Origin of the sequence: uncultured Brachybacterium sp. (assembly GCF_947500705.1) — a bacterium.
Classification (GTDB): domain Bacteria; phylum Actinomycetota; class Actinomycetes; order Actinomycetales; family Dermabacteraceae; genus Brachybacterium.
Window position 1 is genome coordinate 53,493 of sequence record NZ_CANMSY010000011.1, and the last position, 18,506, is coordinate 71,998.

16 protein-coding genes are annotated in these 18,506 nt (G+C 70.3%); 7 read left to right on the plus strand and 9 right to left on the minus strand.

Features of this window, described 5'->3' with window-relative positions:
* The first annotated feature begins 6 nt into the window (after nucleotides 1-6).
* Nucleotides 7-1,401, plus strand: a complete 1,395-nt coding sequence (locus tag Q0937_RS15650; RefSeq protein WP_299305598.1) for an L-serine ammonia-lyase — start codon at nucleotides 7-9, stop codon at nucleotides 1,399-1,401.
* Here the strand turns inward: Q0937_RS15650 and Q0937_RS15655 are convergent.
* Genes Q0937_RS15655 through Q0937_RS15665 form a run of 3 tightly spaced genes read right to left on the minus strand, consistent with a single transcriptional unit; the run spans nucleotide 1,382 to nucleotide 4,516 of the window.
* The gene (locus tag Q0937_RS15655) at nucleotides 1,382-2,515 is read right to left on the minus strand and encodes an AMP-binding protein (protein WP_299305601.1); all 1,134 of its coding nucleotides are present in this window, start codon (nucleotides 2,513-2,515) and stop codon (nucleotides 1,382-1,384) included. The two genes, Q0937_RS15650 and Q0937_RS15655, sit on opposite strands and share 20 nt — an antisense overlap.
* Entirely contained in the window at nucleotides 2,512-3,390 is an 879-nt protein-coding gene (locus Q0937_RS15660; RefSeq protein WP_299305604.1) for an SDR family oxidoreductase, read from the minus strand. Before Q0937_RS15660 ends, Q0937_RS15655 begins: the two co-directional genes overlap by 4 nt.
* Before the next feature lie 19 nt (nucleotides 3,391-3,409).
* Nucleotides 3,410-4,516, minus strand: a complete 1,107-nt coding sequence (locus tag Q0937_RS15665) for an NADH:flavin oxidoreductase/NADH oxidase (RefSeq protein ID WP_299305606.1) — start codon at nucleotides 4,514-4,516, stop codon at nucleotides 3,410-3,412.
* A 197-nt stretch (nucleotides 4,517-4,713) separates the two neighbouring features.
* Here Q0937_RS15665 and acs point away from each other — a divergent pair, with 197 nt between their 5' ends.
* Nucleotides 4,714-6,693 carry an acetate--CoA ligase gene (gene acs / locus Q0937_RS15670; RefSeq protein ID WP_299305609.1) on the plus strand — a complete coding sequence of 660 codons (1,980 nt, stop codon included), beginning with the start codon at nucleotides 4,714-4,716 and terminating at the stop codon, nucleotides 6,691-6,693.
* Between the two features lie 74 nt (nucleotides 6,694-6,767).
* Here the strand turns inward: acs and Q0937_RS15675 are convergent, their stop codons facing one another.
* The 3 genes from Q0937_RS15675 to Q0937_RS15685 are packed head-to-tail and all read right to left on the minus strand — an operon-like array spanning nucleotide 6,768 to nucleotide 9,744.
* Nucleotides 6,768-7,772 (minus strand): hypothetical protein, encoded by a 1,005-nt coding sequence (locus Q0937_RS15675; protein ID WP_299305611.1) that lies wholly within the window; start codon nucleotides 7,770-7,772, stop codon nucleotides 6,768-6,770.
* Entirely contained in the window at nucleotides 7,772-8,425 is a 654-nt protein-coding gene (locus Q0937_RS15680; protein WP_299305614.1) for a response regulator transcription factor, read from the minus strand. Before Q0937_RS15680 ends, Q0937_RS15675 begins: the two co-directional genes overlap by 1 nt.
* Complete coding sequence (locus tag Q0937_RS15685; protein WP_299305617.1) at nucleotides 8,422-9,744, minus strand: sensor histidine kinase; 1,323 nt, start codon at nucleotides 9,742-9,744, stop codon at nucleotides 8,422-8,424. The genes Q0937_RS15680 and Q0937_RS15685 overlap by 4 nt, the downstream gene beginning before the upstream one ends.
* A 148-nt stretch (nucleotides 9,745-9,892) precedes the next feature.
* Here Q0937_RS15685 and Q0937_RS15690 point away from each other — a divergent pair, with 148 nt between their 5' ends.
* From Q0937_RS15690 to rlmB, 4 genes are all read left to right on the plus strand, one after another.
* Nucleotides 9,893-11,080, plus strand: a complete 1,188-nt coding sequence (locus Q0937_RS15690; protein WP_299305619.1) for a LacI family DNA-binding transcriptional regulator — start codon at nucleotides 9,893-9,895, stop codon at nucleotides 11,078-11,080.
* A gap of 59 nt (nucleotides 11,081-11,139) precedes the next feature.
* Nucleotides 11,140-11,622, plus strand: a complete 483-nt coding sequence (locus Q0937_RS15695) for a phage holin family protein (protein WP_299305621.1) — start codon at nucleotides 11,140-11,142, stop codon at nucleotides 11,620-11,622.
* Between the two features lie 104 nt (nucleotides 11,623-11,726).
* On the plus strand, nucleotides 11,727-13,166 hold the full coding sequence (gene cysS / locus Q0937_RS15700; protein WP_299305623.1) for a cysteine--tRNA ligase: 1,440 nt from the start codon (nucleotides 11,727-11,729) through the stop codon (nucleotides 13,164-13,166).
* A gap of 19 nt (nucleotides 13,167-13,185) precedes the next feature.
* Nucleotides 13,186-14,157 carry a 23S rRNA (guanosine(2251)-2'-O)-methyltransferase RlmB gene (gene rlmB / locus Q0937_RS15705; RefSeq protein ID WP_299305625.1) on the plus strand — a complete coding sequence of 324 codons (972 nt, stop codon included), beginning with the start codon at nucleotides 13,186-13,188 and terminating at the stop codon, nucleotides 14,155-14,157.
* Here rlmB and Q0937_RS15710 read toward each other — a convergent pair whose 3' ends face one another.
* From Q0937_RS15710 to ugpC, 3 genes are all read right to left on the minus strand, one after another.
* Entirely contained in the window at nucleotides 14,158-14,868 is a 711-nt protein-coding gene (locus tag Q0937_RS15710; RefSeq protein WP_299305627.1) for a YitT family protein, read from the minus strand.
* Nucleotides 14,869-14,888: 20 nt separating this feature from the next.
* Entirely contained in the window at nucleotides 14,889-16,127 is a 1,239-nt protein-coding gene (locus tag Q0937_RS15715; protein ID WP_299305628.1) for a DUF4032 domain-containing protein, read from the minus strand.
* A 153-nt stretch (nucleotides 16,128-16,280) separates the two neighbouring features.
* Complete coding sequence (gene ugpC / locus Q0937_RS15720; protein WP_299305630.1) at nucleotides 16,281-17,366, minus strand: ABC transporter ATP-binding protein; 1,086 nt, start codon at nucleotides 17,364-17,366, stop codon at nucleotides 16,281-16,283.
* Nucleotides 17,367-17,676: 310 nt separating this feature from the next.
* Here ugpC and Q0937_RS15725 point away from each other — a divergent pair, with 310 nt between their 5' ends.
* Nucleotides 17,677-18,360: a peptide deformylase gene (locus tag Q0937_RS15725; RefSeq protein ID WP_299305632.1), complete on the plus strand. Its 684-nt coding sequence runs from the start codon at nucleotides 17,677-17,679 to the stop codon at nucleotides 18,358-18,360.
* Nucleotides 18,361-18,506: the final 146 nt, after the last annotated feature.

Genomic DNA, 18,506 nt, shown 5'->3' on the forward strand with positions numbered 1-18,506 from the left:
CACGCGATGAGCATCAGCACCTTCGACATGTTCAAGATCGGTATCGGGCCCTCGAGCTCGCACACCGTGGGGCCGATGCGAGCCGCCGGGATGTTCGCCCACGAGGTGCTCGGAGATCCCGAGCTCGGTCCGCGCGTCGCCGACGTCGAGGTCCATCTCTACGGCTCCCTCGCCGCCACCGCGGTGGGGCACGGCACCCTGGACGCGGTCGTGATGGGCCTGGAGGGCGCCGATCCGGAGACCGTGGACCCAGTGGCCGGGCGTGAACGGGTCGCCCGGATCGAGGCCGAGGGCGGGCTGCTGCTGGACGGCACCCTCGCGATCACCCTGCGACCCTCCTCGATCGTGCTGCACCCGCTGACCTTCCTTCCCCAGCACTCCAACGGGATGACCTTCATCGCGGTGGACGCCACGGGCCAGGAGCTCCTGCGGCGCCCGATGTTCTCCGTGGGCGGAGGCTTCGTGGTCGACGAGGCGAACATGGACCGCTCGATCGCCGAGGTCGCCGCCGAGGACGAGGGACGCACCATCTTCACCACCGGCGATGAGCTGCTGCGGGTGTGCGAGGACCGCGGGATCTCCATCTCCGAGGCGATGCTGCTGAGGGAGCGCCAATGGCGCAGCGACGAGGAGATCCGGTCCGGCCTGCTCACCATCTGGCGGGCCATGCACGACTGCATCGAGCGGGGCACCCGCACCGGCGGCATCCTGCCCGGCGGCCTCGAGGTCAAACGTCGCGCCGCCTCCTGGTACGACTCCCTCTCCGCCGAGGACCCGGTGCGCCTGCCGATGAATGCCTTCGAATGGGTCTCGCTCGCGGCCCTCGCGGTGAACGAGGAGAACGCCGCCGGGGGTCGAGTGGTCACCGCGCCCACCAACGGCGCGGCCGGCATCGTCCCGGCGGTGCTGTACTTCGCCACCACCTACATCGAGGGGGTGGACCCCGACGAGATCGCGGTGCGCTTCCTGCTCACCGCCGGGGCGATCGGTTCGCTGTACAAGGAGCACGCCTCGATCTCCGGCGCCGAGGTGGGGTGTCAGGGCGAGGTGGGCTCGGCCTGCTCGATGGCCGCCGCCGCACTCTGCGAGGCGATGGGCGGCAAGCCCGCCCAGGTGGAGAATGCCGCTGAGATCGCGATGGAGCACAACCTGGGTCTGACCTGCGACCCGATCGGGGGCCTGGTGCAGATCCCCTGCATCGAGCGCAACGCCATGGCCGCGGTCAAGGCGATCACCGCCGCCCGCTTCGCGCTGCGCGGCACCGGCGAGCACTTCGTCTCCCTGGACACGGTCATCGAGACCATGCGCCAGACCGGCAAGGACATGAACGAGCGCTACAAGGAGACCGCGATGGGCGGGCTCGCGGTCACCGCGGTCCCGGTCAGCGTCCCGGACTGCTGAGCTCTGGACCGCTGAGCTCTCCTCCGCTGAGCAGCACCTCCCGCGGCACCGAGGCCGCTCCCAGCCGGTCCCGCACCAGCGCCCGCAGCTCCTCCGCGCTCGGAGCCCTCCCAGCTTCTGGTCCTGCGACCCGCACCTCGGCGATGGTCCGCACCCCGAAGCGGTCATCGGGCACCACCCGCAGGCGCGCATCGAGCACCCCGTGCTGGGATCGCAGCAGGCGCAGAACCCGCGCCGGGTCGTGCACCATGCCGCCCGAGGAGAGCATGCCGTCGGCGCGACCGAGCACCCGGACGACGCCGTCCGCAGTGATCTCACCGCGGTCGGTGATCAGCTCCCTCCCTGCGGTGAAAGGAGTGCGGGCGTGCAGCAGGCCATCGACCTCCCGCAGCCGCACTCCGCGCAGCGGCCTGCCGTCGACGATCAGCGAGCCGGTCTCCGTGGTCCCGTAGACGTCGTGCACCCGGGCCCGGAAGTGCCGGGACAGATCTGCACGGAGCGCGGGAGAGAGCTGGTCGGAGCCGGAGACCACCCGGGGGATCCGCAGCGACTGGCCACGGTCCAGTGCTCGGTCCGCGGTCAGGAGATCCACGAGGTGCACGGGGACCCCGGTGAGCAGGTCCGGGGCGCTGCGGTGCAGCAGCGCCACCCGCTCCGGGGTCGGCAGATGACTCAGATCCACCAGCGTGGCACCCAGCGCGAGCGCGCCCAGGGAGACGAGCAGTCCGTGTCCATGGAGACCCGGCGCCGCGCAGGCGATCCTCTTCCCGGGCCGCATCCCGATCCGTCGGCCGAGATCGGCCAGGGTGGCCAGCTGGGCCACGGTGAGCGGACCGCGACGCTGGGTGCGGGGCGACCCGGTGCTGCCGCTGGACCGCAGCTCGAGCATCCCGTTCCCCGCCAGCGCGGTGACCAGCACCTGGCGCAGCGACGCGTCCGCAGGCAGCGCACCGAGCCGCGGCTGGGCCATGGACCCGCGTGATCGACGGTGCAGCTGCACCTGATCGAGCAGCTCACCGGCGGTCAGCGCACCGCGCTGGTCCAGGAGCACCACCGCGCGAGGGCGCAGGGAGAGCCGGGTGCGCAGGGCGCTCGACGGCCGCAGGAGCTTCATCGTGGCCCGATCCTGCGACCTGTGGCCCCTCGACCCGTCGGCTCGTCACCGGCAGGCCCTCCCGCCCTGGACCTCCCGATGCTGCCGGCTCCAGGGCCGGTGCGCCCATGAACGGCGACGCGCCGGACAAGGTCCCCGGCCCGGCCGGCAGCAGCGGCGGTCAGTGCGGGTGCCGCCTGCGCGATCACCGCTCCGACGCGTGCCCAGGGCGGAGAGATGAAGGTGCGGGGCGCGTCGAGGGCGTGCAGGACCCGACCGGCGGCATCCGCGGGGGAGAGCGCACCGCGCGGAGCGCTGCCGTAGGTCGGGGCCGCCATCGCCGTGGCGACCAGCGGCAGCTCCACGATCGCGATCCTCACCCCATGGCGGGCGGCCTGGGGCCGCAGCGCTCGCAACCACGCATCCAGGGCCGCCTTCGATGCCCCGTAGGCGGCCCAGCCCGGGGTGGGGATCCGGGCAGAGGCACTGGTGACGGCGATGACGCGGCCAGTGCCGGTGGCGCACATCGGCTCCAGCATCGCCAGCACCAGTGCGGCCGGGCCCAGCAGATTCGTCCCGGTCAGGCGCACCAGGTCATGGGGCCGCCCGAAGCTCTCCTCGAGGGTGCGGCGGAGGGAATGCCCGGCCAGCAAGACCACCGCCTCCGGTATCCCGTGCTCGGCCAGGACGGTCTCGGCGAGCTCGGCGACGGCCTGCTGGTCGCGCAGGTCGCAGGAGAGCACCCAGGCGTCTCCTCCGGCAGCCCGCACTTCGGCGGCCAGGGCCACCAGACGGGCTACGTCCCGGGCGGTGAGCACCAGCTGCTCGCCGCGAGCGGCCAGTGCCAGGCAGACTTCCCGGCCGACCCCGCCGCTGGCTCCGGTGACGAGGATCATCGCCGGTCGCCGGGGACGCTCACCAGGAGCCCCGCTGATACGCGCCGGGGTACAGCGCGGCATCGCGCACCCCGAGCTCGTGCGCGGCGCGCTGTGGCCAGCTCGGCTCGCGCAGCGCGGCACGACCCAGGGCGACGAAGTCCGCATCGCCCCGTTCGAGCACGGTCTGGGCCCCGATCGGCTCCGTGATCAGGCCCACGGCCGCCACCGGCATCGACACCGCATCGCGCAGGGTGCGGGCGAAGCCCACCTGATATTCCGGACCGACCGCGATGTCGGCGATCACCGCGCCGCCGGTGGAGACGTGCAGGGCGTCGACCCCCACGCCCTCGAGCTCACGGGCGAGCTCGAGGGACTGCTCGATGTCCCAGCCGCCGTCGATCCAGTCGGTCGCGCTGAGGCGCACGATCAGAGGTCGCCCGGCGGGCCACTGCTCGCGCACCGCGGAGGCGATCTCGAGGGCGAGCCGGCGCCGTCCCGGGCCGTCACCGCCGTACTCGTCATCGCGGGTGTTCACGAGCGGGGAGAGGAACTCATGGACCAGATATCCATGGGCGAAATGCAGCTCGACAGCGTCGAAGCCGGCCTGCTCCGCACGTCGGGTCGCGGCGACGAAGTCCTCGACCACCCCGGCGATGTCCTCGCGGCTCAGCGCATCCGGGGCGTCGAGCCCGGGAAAGGGATCCGAGGTGGGGCCGACGGCGCGCCAGCCGGAGGCGAACTCCGGCACCGTGCCGCGCCGCCTGCGGAAACGAGGCAGCGCCGGCCAGGTGGAGGCCTTGCGGCCGGCATGGGCGAGCTGGACCGCGATCTTCGCCCCCTGCCCCTGGCAGAAGCTGGTGATCCGCCGCCAGGCCGCGACCTGCTCGTCGTTCCACAGGCCGGTGTCCTGGGGGCTGATGCGCCCTTCGGGGCTGATCGCGGTGGCCTCGGTGATCAGCAGGCCGAAGCCGCCGCTCGCACGCGCTCCCAGATGCACCAGGTGCCAGTCCGTCGGGATGCCGTCCTCCGCCTCGACCATGTACTGGCACATGGGCGCCAGCCAGACGCGATTGCGGATCTCCAGGGAGCGCAGGCGGGCCGGGGCGAGGAGCGCCGGAGCTGCGGCGTCAGGATCGGGGACCATGGTCCCCTACGGTAGTCGCCTCGGCGGGGGCTCGGAGCCGAGCTCATCGCGGGCCGTCAGGTCTCGTGGTCCTTCGGCGTGCGGCGGGCGCATCCTGCTCGAGGAGCGTGGCCGGCGCGCGTGACGTGGGTCTCCTGCGATACGGTGTCCGCGTCCATCCGCCCCGGTGACCCGGGGCCCGTGTAGCAGGAGCGCTGATGTCCGACGACGCCACCACCGGGATCGAGAACCTCTCCCAGGAGACTCGCACCTTCTCCCCGCCCACCGAGTTCGTCCAGAATGCGGTCGCCCGACCCTCGCTCTACAAAGAGGCCGAGCGTGACAACCTGGCGTTCTGGCGCTCGCGAGCCAGCCTGCTGAGCTGGGAGACCCCCTTCACCGAGACCCTCGACTGGTCCAATCCGCCGTTCGCCCGCTGGTTCGCCGACGGCACGCTGAACGTCGCCTACAACTGCGTGGACCGCCACGTCGAGTCCGGGCACGGCTCCCAGGTCGCGCTGCTGGCCGAGTACGAGGACGGCTCCGACGCCTCCTTCACCTATGCGGACGTCAAGGACGAGATCTCCAGGATGGCCAACGTCCTGGCCGATCTCGGGGTGAAGACGGGCGACCGGGTCGCGATCTACCTGCCGATGATCCCGGAGGCGGTGTTCGCGATGCTCGCCTGTGCCCGCATCGGTGCACCCCATTCCGTGGTCTTCGGCGGCTTCAGCGCCGACGCCCTGCGCTCCCGCATCGAAGACGCCGAGGCCCGCGTGGTCATCACCGCCGACGGCCAGAACCGTCGCGGCAAGCAGCTTCCGCTCAAGCCCGCCGTCGACGCGGCGCTCGCCGGAGGCGGCGCCAGCGTCGAGCACGTCCTGGTGGTGCGCCGCACCGGTGGCGACGTCGAGTGGACCGAGGGGCGCGACGTGTGGTGGCACGAGGCGCGCGAGAGCGCCTCGACCGAGCATGCGCCGGTCGCGGTGGAGGCGGAGCACCCGCTGTTCATCCTCTACACCTCCGGCACGACGGGGAAGCCCAAGGGCATCATCCACACCACCGGCGGCTATCTCACCCAGGCCGCGTACACCCATCGCAACGTCTTCGACATCAAGCCGTCCTCGGACGTCTACTGGTGCACCGCCGACGTCGGCTGGGTCACCGGCCACACCTATGTGGTCTACGGGCCGATGGCCAATCGCACCACGCAGGTCATCTACGAGGGCACCCCGGACACTCCGCACCAGGGCCGCTGGTGGGAGATCATCGAGAAGTACAAGGTCACCCAGTTCTACTCCTCGCCCACCGCGATCCGCACGGCCATGAAGTGGGGTGAGGACATCCCGGGCAAGTTCGACCTGTCCTCGCTGCGACTGCTGGGCAGCGTCGGCGAGGCCATCAACCCCGAGGCATGGATGTGGTATCGCCGGGTCATCGGCGGCGACCGCTGCCCGATCGTGGACACCTGGTGGCAGACCGAGACCGGCGGCATCATGATCTCGCCGCTGCCGGGCGTGACCGCGACCAAGCCGGGCTCCGCACAGCAGCCCCTGCCCGGCATCAGCGCCGACGTGCGCAACGACGCCGGAGAGCCCGTCGCGAACGGGGAGAGCGGCTATCTGGTCCTGGACCAGCCCTGGCCGGGCATGCTGCGAGGCATCTGGGGCGATCCCGAGCGCTTCAAGGAGACGTACTGGTCCCGCTTCGAGGGCCTCTACTTCGCCGGTGACGGTGCCAAGCGTGACGAGGACGGCGATATCTGGCTGCTGGGTCGGGTGGACGACGTCATGAACGTCTCGGGACACCGCCTGTCCACCATGGAGATCGAGTCCGCTCTGGTCAGCCATGAATGGGTGGCTGAGGCCGCGGTGGTCGGCGCGACCGACGAGACCACCGGGCAGGTGCCCGTCGCCTTCGTGATCCTGCGCTCGGGCAACGATGAGGCCATCGCCGCGGCCGGCGGCGAGGACGCCGTGCCGGAGATGCTGCGCGCCCACGTGGGCAAGGAGATCGGCCCGATCGCGAAGCCGAAGAAGGTGCTGCTCGTCTCCGAGCTGCCCAAGACCCGCTCCGGCAAGATCATGCGGCGCCTGCTGCGGGATGTCGCCGAGAACCGCCAGGTGGGGGACACCCAGACCCTCGCCGATGCGTCGGTGATGGACCTCATCCAGCAGGGTCTGAGCAGCAAGGGCTGAGCCTGCGGCCCGGCATCCGCCGAGCCCAGGACGATGAAGGACGGGCTCCTGGTCATGGACCGGGAGCCCGTCCTTCATCGTCCGATGGTGATCTCGCCGACGTCAGAGGTCACGGCGAGGGTGCCGGCCCCGGTGTCAGATCCGGCGGCCACCCCCGGATCCACCTGGACGCTTCCGAGGTCCGAGACGGCGTCGATCTGCCAGCGGGTGGTGCCGGGGGCCGTGACGATCACATCGCCCAGCTCCGTGGTGATGCTGATGCTGCCGCCGGAATCGGTGGGCAGCTGCAGATCGACGTATCCCACCACTGCGGTGATCTCGGTCTCGGCGGGAGCCGGGGACTCGAGCGCGATGTCCACATCGCCCACCTCGGAGGACACTGACAGCGAGTCGCTGACGCCGAGGGGCCCCAGCACGACATCGCCCACATCGGTGCGCACGTCCAACGCGCTGAACTCGCCGTCGACCAGGACGTCGCCGACACCAGCATCGATCACGAGGGACAGTTCGAGGCCGAAGGGCACCAGCAGCAGCACGTCCCGGGTGCGGTCCGTCCACGGCCACCCCAGATGACTCTGCGGCTGATGCACGCTCACCGTGGCACCCGCCGCGTCGGTCTCGTGGGTGAGGCGAGCAGGAGTGGTGTCCTGCGGCGAGGGGAGACCCGTGGTGCCCGGTTCCACCAGGGCGAGGGTGACCTCGTCGACATCATCCGAGGGGAGCACCTGGAGGGTGCCCAGCGCACTGGCCAGGCTCAGCGAGGCAGGGGTCCCGAGTCCGGTGGTCGCGGCGATCTCGGTATAGCCGCGGCCCGCAGCCCAGTTCGCGGCGGAGGCCACGGCGAGGCCGCCCACCATCAGCAGCACCACCGAGGCGCCCAGCAGCACCGTCAGCACCCGCCAGGGGCGGTCCCGGGTCGGGGAGGGGGTCAGCCGCTCCCCAGGGAGCAGGAGGTGTTCCTGAGGTGGCGCCGGCGGCCGTTGCAGGGCGGACGAGAGCGGCGTGGCGGGGCCGGGTTGGGTCTGTGAGCTGGACGGCGCAGCCGGGCGAGGCGGGAGTGACGGGTCGGTGGTGGGCATCAGCGTTCCTCGGATTCCAGAAAGCGCAGGACCGCCATGACGCGGCGGTTCTCGCCGTCGACAGGCGGGAGGTCGAGCTTGCCCAGCAGTGAGGAGATGTGCTTCTCGACGCTCCCGGTGGAGACGAACAGGGCGTCGGCGATCGCCTGGTTGGAGCGGCCCTGGGCCATCAGCGAGAGCACCTCGCGCTCACGCGGGGTCATGCCCTCGAGGGTGCGCCGCCGCCGGGAGCGGATGAAGATCTGCTGCACCACCTCGGGGTCGAGCCAGGTCCCGCCGGAGCCGACGTCCGCGACCACGCCCAGGAAGTCCTCGACATCCGCGACCCGGTCCTTGAGCACATAGCCCAGTCCGTGCGGGGAGTCGGCGATCAGCTCGGAGGCATAGCGCTCCTCGACGTACTGCGAGAGCACCAGCAGCGACACCTCCGGATCCTGGCGCCGGATCAGCACGGCGGCCCGGACCCCTTCATCGGTGAAGGTGGGAGGCATCCGCACATCGATCACCGCGAGGTCGGGACGATGCTGGGAGATGGCGCTGAGCAGCGCGTTGCCGTCGCCGACCGCGGCGACCACCTCATGTCCGGCCTCGGTGAGCAGGCGCTCGAGCCCCGCGCGCAGCAGCACGGCGTCATCGGCGATCACGATCCTCATCGGAGGTCCTCCTGGGTGGTGGGGTGGGAGAGCTCAGGCACGGGGGCGGCGCGGCCTGCGAGCGGGATCACGGCGATCAGCGTCGTCCCTCCGCCGGGTGGGCTCGCGATCTCGAGCAGGCCGCCGGTGGCACGGACTCGGTCCGTGAGCCCGGCCAAGCCGGTGGAGAGGCCGTCTCGGCGCACCTGCGCGCCGCCTCGGCCATCGTCCTGGATGCGCACCCGCAGTGCGGAGCCGTTCCGGTTCACCGTGATCTCCGCCGCTGTCGCCTCGGCGTGTTTGGCGATGTTCGTCAGTGCCTCGGCGACCACGAAGTAGGCCACGGCCTCGAGCTCCCGGTCCAGGGCGGGCTCGGTGTCGGCGCCGAGTTCGACCTGCAGCGTGACCGGGACCAGGGAGCGGGCCGCGAGTGCAGACAGGGCGGCGTCCAGCCCGCGGTCGGTGAGCACGGCCGGGTGGATGCCGCGCGCGAGCTGGCGCAGGTCGGTCATCACGGCTTTGGCTTCTGCATGCGCCTCACCGACCAGCTGCTCGGCCCGATCGGGGTCGGTGCGGACCGTGCGCTTCGCGATGCCCAGGGTCAGGGCGAGGTTCACGAGGCGCGGCTGCACCCCGTCATGGAGATCACGCTCGATGCGCAGGCGCTCCTGCGCCGCGGCGTCGACCGCTCCCTGTCGGCGTTCGGCCAGTTCCGCGACCTGCTCGCGCAGGTCGTCCTCGGAGCCGGAGATCAGGCCCCGGGCGAGCCCCCGGTCGGCGAGGGCACCGAGTCCCAGCATGACCAGCGCCAGCGCGACCCCTGCGGTGCCGATTCCTCCGAGTGACCAGCGGGAGAGCTCGAACCCGCCCAGCTCCACGCTGCCGAGGGCGAGGGCTGCCTCCCATCCCGTCCAGCCGAGCCAGAGGAAGGCCGCGAAAGCGGTGAAGAAGGCGCCGGCGACCAGGATCGCGAGGTGGTGGTGGAGCACTCCCCGCCAGAACGCCCAGGTGCCGAGCTCGAACCAGCGGTTGCTGAGCCAGCCGGCGGTGCCGGCGCGGCGGGAGCGCCGGCGCGGGGGAAGGATCACGGGAATGCCGTGGATGGCGACCGCGCGGCGACGTTCGACCCGCACCGCCAGCTGCATCACCAGCAGCCAGGGGATCAGCAGCAGCAGGCCGGTGCCGAGGGCGGGCAAGGAGGCGAGCCCGCCGATCAGCAGGGTGAGGCTCACCCAGAACCAGCTGTAGAACAGCAGCCCGCCCACGACCACGGAGGCGAGGGGGGAGGGGGCGAGCCGGGAGCGCGAGTGCACTGCGCCTCTGGCAGAGGAGTCATCCATGCCCTGACACTATGCGCGGCGAGGGGGCGCGGCCCACGGTGCTCACCCGCCGTCCCACCGGGGGAAAACCCCCGGTCCGACAGGCCCGTGCGGCCCCTGTCGCGCGGACTGTCCCGGATCGTGCCCCCGAATGCGGTTCAATGGGTCCATGAGCAGTGACGCCACTTCCTCCGACGAGACCATCGACCCCGCTTCCGACGCCGGGTCACCCGCTACCGATGACGGCTCCACCGGGCAGGTGATCGAGAACGTCGAGCGGACCGCCGCCGAGCTCGAGGCCGACGACCAGGACCGCGGCACCCTCCACGACGTCGCGAACTCGCTGGGCATCTCCAGTGCGGTCGCGCTGCGCGCGCTGCGCGAGTCCGATGAGATCAAGCCGCAGCTGATCCGCCGGGTCCGCGAGGCGGCCGAACGGCTGAACTTCCCGCTCGCGGAGCTCAGCGAGGAGACCGAGCATCGTGGTGTGGTCGCGGTGCTCGTGAACACCATGCGCAACACCTGGATCTCCGATCTGGTGCGGGCGATCCGCATCGAACTGGCCGCGACCGGGCGCACGGCCGTGGTGGTTCCCACCCGTCGCCGGATGCCCGAGTACCCGGTCGCCGCGGATACCGATGCGATCGAGAACCTGGTCCATCTCGGCGTCGACGGCTTCCTGATGATCTCCGACCTGGCGGACATGGACAGCGTGCTCGAGGCCACCGGCAACCGACCGTTCGTCGGGATCGGCTGCTCGCAGGAGTTCGTCGGCCGCTTCGACACCGTCCGCATCGACGACGAGGTCGGGCAGGGGCTGCTGGTGGACCATCTGGTCGGGCTGGGGCACCGCGAGATCGCGCACGTCGGAGGTGTCGGTGCGGCGGTGGCCCGCGAACGGGCGGATGCCTTCCGCAAGGCGATGGACCGTCACGGTCTGGGCGATGTCGCGCGGGTCGAGCCCGGTGACTTCACCGAGCAGGTCGGTCAGACCGCCGGATCGATGCTGCTGCGAGGAAGCAGCGTCCCCACGGCGGTCACCTGCGCCAACGACGTCACCGCAGTCGGTGTGCTCTCCGCGGCACGGGACGCCGGCTTCGCGGTGCCCGAGGGGCTGGCGGTGGCCGGATATGGCAACACCTCCCTCGCGTCCTCCGGGGTGTCGCAGCTGACCAGCGTGGATCCCAACTCGGATCGACTCGGCGCACTCGCCGCCCAGTTCCTCGTCGAGCGGGTCTCCGGCCATGAGGGTCCGGCCCGTGACGTGGCAGTCGCGCCGTCGATCGTGGTGCGGCGCACGACCTCCGCGGGTCCGCGGGTAGAGACCACCAAGCGCAAGCGGATCTCGGTGGACTGATCCTCGGATCCCCGTCCTGCCGACTTCGAACGACCTGCCCCCTGCGATAGGCTCAGACCATGATCAACACCACGAACGACCCGAGCACGCCGCCCACCCAGCGGTCCATCGGCGAGCTCGTCCAGTCCATCCGTGACGAGCTCCTCGGTGTCGTGCACCATGAGATCGACATCGCGAAGAAGGAGTTTACCGCCCTCGCGATCAAGGTCGGCATCATCGCCGCCTGCGCGGCGGTGCTGCTCTTCCTGTTGCTCTCCGCCTGGGTGATGCTGCTGTTCGCAGCGGTCACCGGGCTCCAGAACACAGGACTTCCCGACTGGGCGTCCTTCCTGATCGTCGCCGGCGTGTTCATCGTGATCGGTGCAGTCCTGGGTCTGGTCGCCTACCTGGTCTACAGGAAGCTCGAGGCCCCTGAGACCACCATCGAGACCGCTCAGGGTGTCGTGGGCGCCGTGCAGGGCAAGCGTCGCCAGAACGCGGTGTCCTATGACGACACCTTCGACGAGCTCTACGGCAAGCAGGTCAGCGCTCGCACGGACTGACCCGCACGAATTGACCCGCACCAACCGACCCGTCGGCCAGGGCGCCCGACCTTCGCGCGAGCCGCAGGCCGTGGGTCGCTCCTGAGGGCAGTACCCTTGGGGTCGTGAGCCTCCACCTGCATGACACCGCCACCCGTACCACCGCACCCTTCCTCCCGGTGCGAGCGGGGGCGGTGTCGTTGTATGTCTGCGGGCCGACGACGCAAGGTGCGCCGCACCTCGGTCATCTGCGCACCTTCGTCGCCTTCGACGTGCTGGTGCGCTGGCTCGAGCGCAGCGGCCTCGCCGTGACCCACATCCGCAATGTCACCGACATCGACGACAAGATCCTCGTGAAGTCCGCCGAGGCCGGCGCCGAGTGGTGGGCCTGGTCCCTGCGCTTCGAGCGCGAGTTCCAAGACGTGCTGGATGAGATCGGCAACCGTCGGCCCAGCTATGAGCCGCGCGCCACCGGGCATGTGCCCGAGATGATCGAGCTGATGCAGCTGCTCGTCGAGCGTGGCCATGCCTACGCCGATGGGAACGGCTCGGTCTACTTCGATGTGGCCTCCCACCCCTCCTACGGATCGCTGACCCGCCAGTCCCTCGAGGACATGCAGGATGCGGGGGAGGAGATGGAGCCCGGCAAGCGGGACCGTCGCGACTTCGCGCTGTGGAAGGCTGCGAAGCCCACCGAGCCGGGCACCGCAGCCTGGGACACGCCCTTCGGTCGGGGCCGCCCGGGCTGGCACCTCGAGTGCTCCGCCATGAGCCGCAAGTATCTGGGCGAGACCTTCGACATCCATGCCGGAGGCCTCGACCTGCGCTTCCCGCACCACGAGAACGAGCAGGCGCAGTCCCATGCCGCCGGCTACGGCTTCGCCCGCCGCTGGATGCATTCCGGCGTGCTCACCGTGGACGGTCTGAAGATGGGCAAGAGCCTCGACAACTTCGTCACCGCCGCCCGGGCGCTGGCGGAACACCCGACGCCGTCCGTGCGGCTCGCCCTGGTGAGCGGACATTACCGCGCCACCGTCGAGTACAACGCGACGGCGATGCGGGAGGCGGAGACCGTCTGGGAGCGTTTCAGCGCGACCGCGCGCCGAGCCGCCCAGCTGCTCGGGGACCATCCGCTGGCAGCACCCGAGGCGGAGCTGAACGCGCTCGAGCTGCCGGCGGACTTCGTGGCGGCGATGGACGACGACCTCGCGGTCCCCGAGGCGCTCGCCGTGATCCACCGTGAGCAGTCCGCCGTGAACTCCCTGCTCGCCGCCGGCGCCGCAGAGGCAGAGATCGCCTCCGGCCTGGGCCGGCTGCGCGCCATGCTGGACGTGCTGGGCCTGGATCCCCTCTCTGCCCGGTGGGGGAGCGGCACAGGGGCCGAGGGCGTCGAGCACGCGGCGCTGGATTCGCTGATCGGTGCCCAGCTCGCTGCCCGGGAGGCGGCACGCGCCGAGAAGGACTGGGCCCGCGCAGATGCGCTGCGCGACGCCCTGGTCGAGGCAGGCATTCGTATCGAGGACGGGCCCGAGGGTGCCCGTTGGACCCTCGACACCAAGAACTGAAGGACTGAGGAGATATCTGATGGCAGGGAACAGCACGCGACGCGGTGCGATGCGCAAGGGCAAGAAGGGCGCGACCGTCGGTTCAGGCGGCGTGCGCCGCCGGGCGCTCGAGGGCAAGGGGCCGACGCCCAAGGCGGAGGACCGCACCTATCACAAGGCCTACAAGGGCGGCTCTGCAGCGCCCGGGGGAGCGGGTGGGCGCCGCGGACCCGCGGGCAAGGGAGCGCGGAAGCTGCCGGGCAGCGACCAGGTCGCAGGTCGCAACGCCGTGCTCGAGGCGCTGCAGGAGAACGTCCCCGCCACGCAGCTGACCGTCATGGTCCGGATGGACAGCGACGAGCGGGTGGGCGAGATCATGCGTCTGGCCACCGCCCGCGGGCTGCCGATCGCGGAGGCTCCGCGCACCGATCTCGACCGGATCACGGACCATGCCGTGCACCAGGGCGTCGCGCTGACCATCCCGCCTTATCAGTACGCCGAGGTCGATGACCTGCTGAGCATCGCCGCGGACCGCTTCGAGCCGCCGCTGCTGGTCGCGCTCGACGGGATCACCGATCCGCGCAACCTGGGCGCGATCCTGCGCTCTGCTGATGCCTTCGGCGCGCACGGCGTGATCCTTCCCGAGCGTCGCAGCGTATCGATGACCGCGAGCGTCTGGAAGGTCGCGGCCGGTGCTGCGGGCCGGGTCCGCGTCGCCCAGGTCACGAACCTCAACCGCACCCTGACCGCGCTCAAGGAGGAGGGCGTCTTCGTGCTCGGTCTCGACGCGGACGGGGATGTGACCTCCCGCGAGCTCGAGCTCGGCACCCAGCCGACGGCACTGGTGGTCGGCGCGGAGGGCAAGGGGCTCTCACGCCTGACGCGCGAGCTCAGCGACCAGGTGGTGTCGATCCCGATGGGCGGGCGCGCGGAGTCGCTGAATGCCTCGGTGGCCGCTGCGATCGCGCTGTACGAGCTCTCCGGGGTGCGTACGCGTCAGGGACTGGGCTGATCAGGGACTGGGCTGAGGCGCCCGACTCTGCTGATCTGAGTCGGACCGCTCGCGGTCCGTCCGGACCCGCAGCGTCACGGACGGAAGAGTGAGCTGGATGATCGGGCCCAACCCGATCGCATAGACCACGGTGCCCGCCCCGAGCGGTCCTCCCAGCGCCCACCCGGTCGCCAGCACCAGGATCTCGAGCGCGATGCGCACCGGGCCGACGGGACGACGCAGCACGCGGCCGAGTCCCGTCATCAGCCCATCGCGCGGGCCCGCGCCGAGCTGGGCGCCGATGTAGACGGCGCCGCTGATCCCGTTGATGACCACGCCGGCGATCATCATCGCCACGGCGATCGGCAGCGTGCCCGCCTCCGGAAGCACCAGCATGCCCAGGTCGATGCTCACCCCGACCCAGATCGAGTTCGCCACGGTGCCGATCCCGATCCGTTCGCGCAGCGGGATCCACAGCAGCAGCACCACGAAGCTCACGGCGATGCTCACCGAACCGACGCTCAGCCCGATGCGGTCCGCGACGGCGGCGTGCAGCACGTCCCACGGAGCGCCGCCCAACCCGGACTCGAGCAGCATCGCCAGCGAGACGCCGAATCCCGTCAGGCCCACCATCATCTGGAGCAGACGCAGCGGAAGCCGGTCGACCTTCAGCTGCTCGCGCAGGGTCAGGTTGTCCAGGCGCGCCGGACCTCGGCGTTGATCACGACGCATGGGGCGACGTGGTCCTCTCCTCATTCGAAGATCGGCAACGCCGAAGTCTCGGTGGTCACCAGTGACTTCTCGTCAGGTCGGTGGATCAGGACGTTGAGGATGTAGTGCCGCACCGTGTCGTCCAGGCTCACATCCTGCCCGCCCTGCTCGGAGAGGAACCACTTGTGCTCGAGGATCTCGTGGAAGAACTCGGGGGGCTCGAGCTTGGCGCGCATCGACCGGGGGACCGCGCGGACCACCGGCTCGTACTGCTTCTTCAGCCACTCGTGAGCCACGAACTCCTCGTCCTCGAGCTGCTGCTCGGTATCGGCGCGGAACTGGTCGAGGTCGTTGAGCAGCCGCCGGGCCTGGTTCTCCTGGGCATCGATCCCGGTGAGCCTCATCAGACGGCGCGAGTGGTGGCCGGCGTCCACCACCTTGGGCATGATCGACAGCGTGGTGCCGTCGAGGTCGGTGGTGATCTCGAGCTCACCCACGTCGAATCCCAGGGCGTTGAGCTTCTCGATCCGGGCGGAGACCCGCCAGCGTTCGTCCGCGGAGAACCGTTCCCGGGAGGTCAGGGTCTCCCACAGGTCCTCATAGCGGGAGACCAGATCATCGCCCACCGCGACGGGGTCTGCGTCGGGGTCGAACATGTCCCCGGCCTGGAGGTCCATCAGCTCACCGATGATGTTGGTGCGGGCGAGGTCGAGGTCGTACTGGCGCTGTCCCACGGTGAGTCGCTCGTGGAGGGCGCCGGTCTCGACATCGACGAGATAGGCGGCGAAAGCCCCGGCGTCCCGCCGGAAGAGGGTGTTGGACAGGGAGACATCTCCCCAGTAGAAGCCCTCGAGGTGGAGGTGGACGAGCAGCACGGCCAGTGCGTCGAGCAGGCGGTGCGCCGTGTCCGGGCGGGACACCTGGCTGAACACTGCCCGGTAGGGCAGGGAGAACTGGAGATGGCGGGTGATCAGCATCGCGTCGAGCGGCTCGCCCGTCGGGGTGGTGCGACCGGAGATCACGGCGAAGGGCTCCACGCAGGGGATCCCGAGACGTCCCAGGATCCGCAGCATGTCGTACTCACGCTGGGCGAGGTCCTTGGAGATCTCCTTGAGAGCGAGGACCCGTCCCGAGACGCGCACGAAGCGCACGACGTGACGGGAGATGCCTCGCGGGAGGGCGGCGAGGATGTCCTCGGGCCATTGCTCCAGCGGGTGCTCCCATGGCAGGTCCAGCAGTGCAGGATCTGCACGGGACGCGGTGATCTCCAGAGGTGCCATTGCTCCATTCTCTCCCGAGCGGGGATGCTTCGACCACTCCCGGCATGATGTCACGTCATGTTGACGCGCAGCACCTTGTGAGGACATGCCGGGACAACGGCGACGGGCGCCCGGCAGCAGCCGGGCGCCCGTCGCTCACGACAGCTGGCGAGGTCAGTCGCCCAGGCGCTGTCCGCTCTTCGCATCGAAGAGGTGGATGTGACTCTCGCTGGGACGGAAGTAGACCGTCTCACCCTTGCTCGGAGGGCGACGGGCGTCGACGCGCGCGATGAACGGCTTGTCCGTCTCCTCGCTGCCTACACGGCGGCCGTAGATGAAGGCATCCGCGCCGAGCTCCTCGACGAGGTCGACCTCGACGGCGATGCCCTGGTTGTCCGGGGCGAGCTCGAGGTCCTCGGGGCGCACGCCCACGGTGACGTGGGACTCATCGGTGCCGGAAAGCGTGGAGCGGTCCACGGGGATCACGACGCCGCCGAACTCGACACCCTGATCCGTGAGCCTCGTGTCGAACAGGTTCATGGCGGGGGAACCGATGAAGCCGGCCACGAAGACGTTGTTCGGGTGGTCGTACATGCGGCGCGGGGTGTCCAGCTGCTGCAGGACGCCGAAGTTCAGCACGGCGACGCGGTCGCCCATGGTCATGGCCTCGGTCTGGTCGTGGGTGACGTAGACCGTGGTCACGCCGAGACGGCGCTGCAGCGACGCGATCTGGGTACGGGTCGCCACACGGAGCTTCGCATCGAGGTTCGACAGGGGCTCATCCATGAGGAACACCTGGGGCGAACGGACGATCGCGCGGCCCATGGCCACACGCTGGCGCTGACCACCGGAGAGCGCCTTCGGCTTGCGGTCGAGGTACTCGGTGAGGTCCAGGATCTCGGCGGCGTCCTCGACGCGCTTGCGGATCTCAGCCTTCGGGTTGCCGGCGATCTTCAGGGCGAAGCCCATGTTGTCAGCGACCGTCATGTGCGGGTACAGCGCGTAGTTCTGGAACACCATCGCGATGTCGCGGTCCTTCGGCGGGACGTCGGTGACGTCACGATCGCCGATCAGGATGCGGCCGGCGTCGATCTCCTCGAGGCCCGCGAGCATGCGCAGCGCGGTCGACTTGCCGGAGCCGGAAGGTCCGACCAGCACGAGGAACTCGCCATCTCCTACTTCGATGTTGAGGTTGTCGACCGCAGGGCGCTCCTGACCCGGGTAGACGCGCGAGGAATTGTCGAACGTGACTGTTGCCATGGTGGTTCTCCTTCACCGGCAGGTACGTGCCGGACGGTCCGTTGTGAAGTGATACGTGGCCGGGTGGCTGTCGCTCCCACGAGGGGTGCTCCATTGCACTGGCTCCGCAAAGTGTAGCCCAGCTCTCATCTGGTCGTGTGCATCGAGCGAGGCATGTCTCACGTCTCGGGACTGCGCTCTCCCCGTTCCCTCCCCCCAGGCCGCCCGTTCCCTCGCCGCGTGCCCCCGTTCTCTCCCCGCGAACCTGCCGGGTTGCACGTGGGGGAGCTGTCCGGGTTGCCCGCAGCGAGCGCTGCGGGATACTGGCGATGTGGACATCACTGAGCTGACTCGGAAGATCCTGGACCGCCGCGCGAACGAGAGCGACCCTCTGCGGATCGTGCAGGCAGGCCATCCCGCGCTGCGGAGGAAGGCCGTGAACGCCGCCGGGCGGATCGACGTCGGGCTGCTGAGCGAGCTCGCCGAGGCGATGACGATCACGATGCACAAGGCACCGGGCGTGGGGCTGGCCGCTCCTCAGATCGGCCTGCCGCTGCGGTTCTACGTGGTCGAGGACTCCTTCGCGGCGGAGGAGGGGGAGGACCCCGACGATGATCTGCTGGAGCGGCGACCGCTTCCGCTGCGGGCCCTGCTGGACCCTGTCGTCGAACCGCTCGGTGAGCAGCGGGTCTACGCCTTCGAGGGATGTCTCTCGGTGGACGGCTGGCAGTCGATCGTGCCGCGCTCCCGGCGGGTGCGGCTGCGGGCGACCGAGCTGCTGCAGGACGGCCGCCTGCGAGAGATCGATGAGGAGCATGTGGGGTGGACGGCACGCATCTTCCAGCACGAGACCGACCACCTGTCCGGGACTCTCTGTCATGACGTCTCCGTGCCCCGATCGTTCATCGAGGCCGGCTACACCGCGCACTACGCCGACCTCGGTGAGGCGGTGCGCCGGCTCGGACTGACCGGGGAGATCGCCGAGCTCGGCGACGGCGAGGTCATGACCGGCTGAACGGGCGCAGTCCGCAGAGCCTGCAGTCGGCAGAGCCTGCAGTCCGCAGCGTCGCAGAGTCACGTGCAGTCCACCGAGTCCTCAGACTGGTACTGCACGAGGCGGTACCTTGTCCCTGTTCATGACCCCACAGAACGGAGCTGACG

Bases quoted from the DNA above. Each gene is read 5' to 3' on its own strand.
- Q0937_RS15650 (WP_299305598.1), top strand. From the start codon at position 7: ATGAGCATCAGCACCTTCGACATGTTCAAGATCGGTATCGGGCCCTCG.
- Q0937_RS15715 (WP_299305628.1), bottom strand. From the start codon at position 16,127: ATGGCACCTCTGGAGATCACCGCGTCCCGTGCAGATCCTGCACTGCTG.
- ugpC (WP_299305630.1), bottom strand. From the start codon at position 17,366: ATGGCAACAGTCACGTTCGACAATTCCTCGCGCGTCTACCCGGGTCAG.
- Q0937_RS15660 (WP_299305604.1), bottom strand. From the start codon at position 3,390: ATGATCCTCGTCACCGGAGCCAGCGGCGGGGTCGGCCGGGAAGTCTGC.
- Q0937_RS15675 (WP_299305611.1), bottom strand. From the start codon at position 7,772: ATGCCCACCACCGACCCGTCACTCCCGCCTCGCCCGGCTGCGCCGTCC.
- Q0937_RS15680 (WP_299305614.1), bottom strand. From the start codon at position 8,425: ATGAGGATCGTGATCGCCGATGACGCCGTGCTGCTGCGCGCGGGGCTC.
- Q0937_RS15685 (WP_299305617.1), bottom strand. From the start codon at position 9,744: ATGGATGACTCCTCTGCCAGAGGCGCAGTGCACTCGCGCTCCCGGCTC.
- Q0937_RS15710 (WP_299305627.1), bottom strand. From the start codon at position 14,868: ATGCGTCGTGATCAACGCCGAGGTCCGGCGCGCCTGGACAACCTGACC.
- Q0937_RS15655 (WP_299305601.1), bottom strand. From the start codon at position 2,515: ATGAAGCTCCTGCGGCCGTCGAGCGCCCTGCGCACCCGGCTCTCCCTG.
- acs (WP_299305609.1), top strand. From the start codon at position 4,714: ATGTCCGACGACGCCACCACCGGGATCGAGAACCTCTCCCAGGAGACT.
- Q0937_RS15665 (WP_299305606.1), bottom strand. From the start codon at position 4,516: ATGGTCCCCGATCCTGACGCCGCAGCTCCGGCGCTCCTCGCCCCGGCC.
- Q0937_RS15695 (WP_299305621.1), top strand. From the start codon at position 11,140: ATGATCAACACCACGAACGACCCGAGCACGCCGCCCACCCAGCGGTCC.
- Q0937_RS15690 (WP_299305619.1), top strand. From the start codon at position 9,893: ATGAGCAGTGACGCCACTTCCTCCGACGAGACCATCGACCCCGCTTCC.
- rlmB (WP_299305625.1), top strand. From the start codon at position 13,186: ATGGCAGGGAACAGCACGCGACGCGGTGCGATGCGCAAGGGCAAGAAG.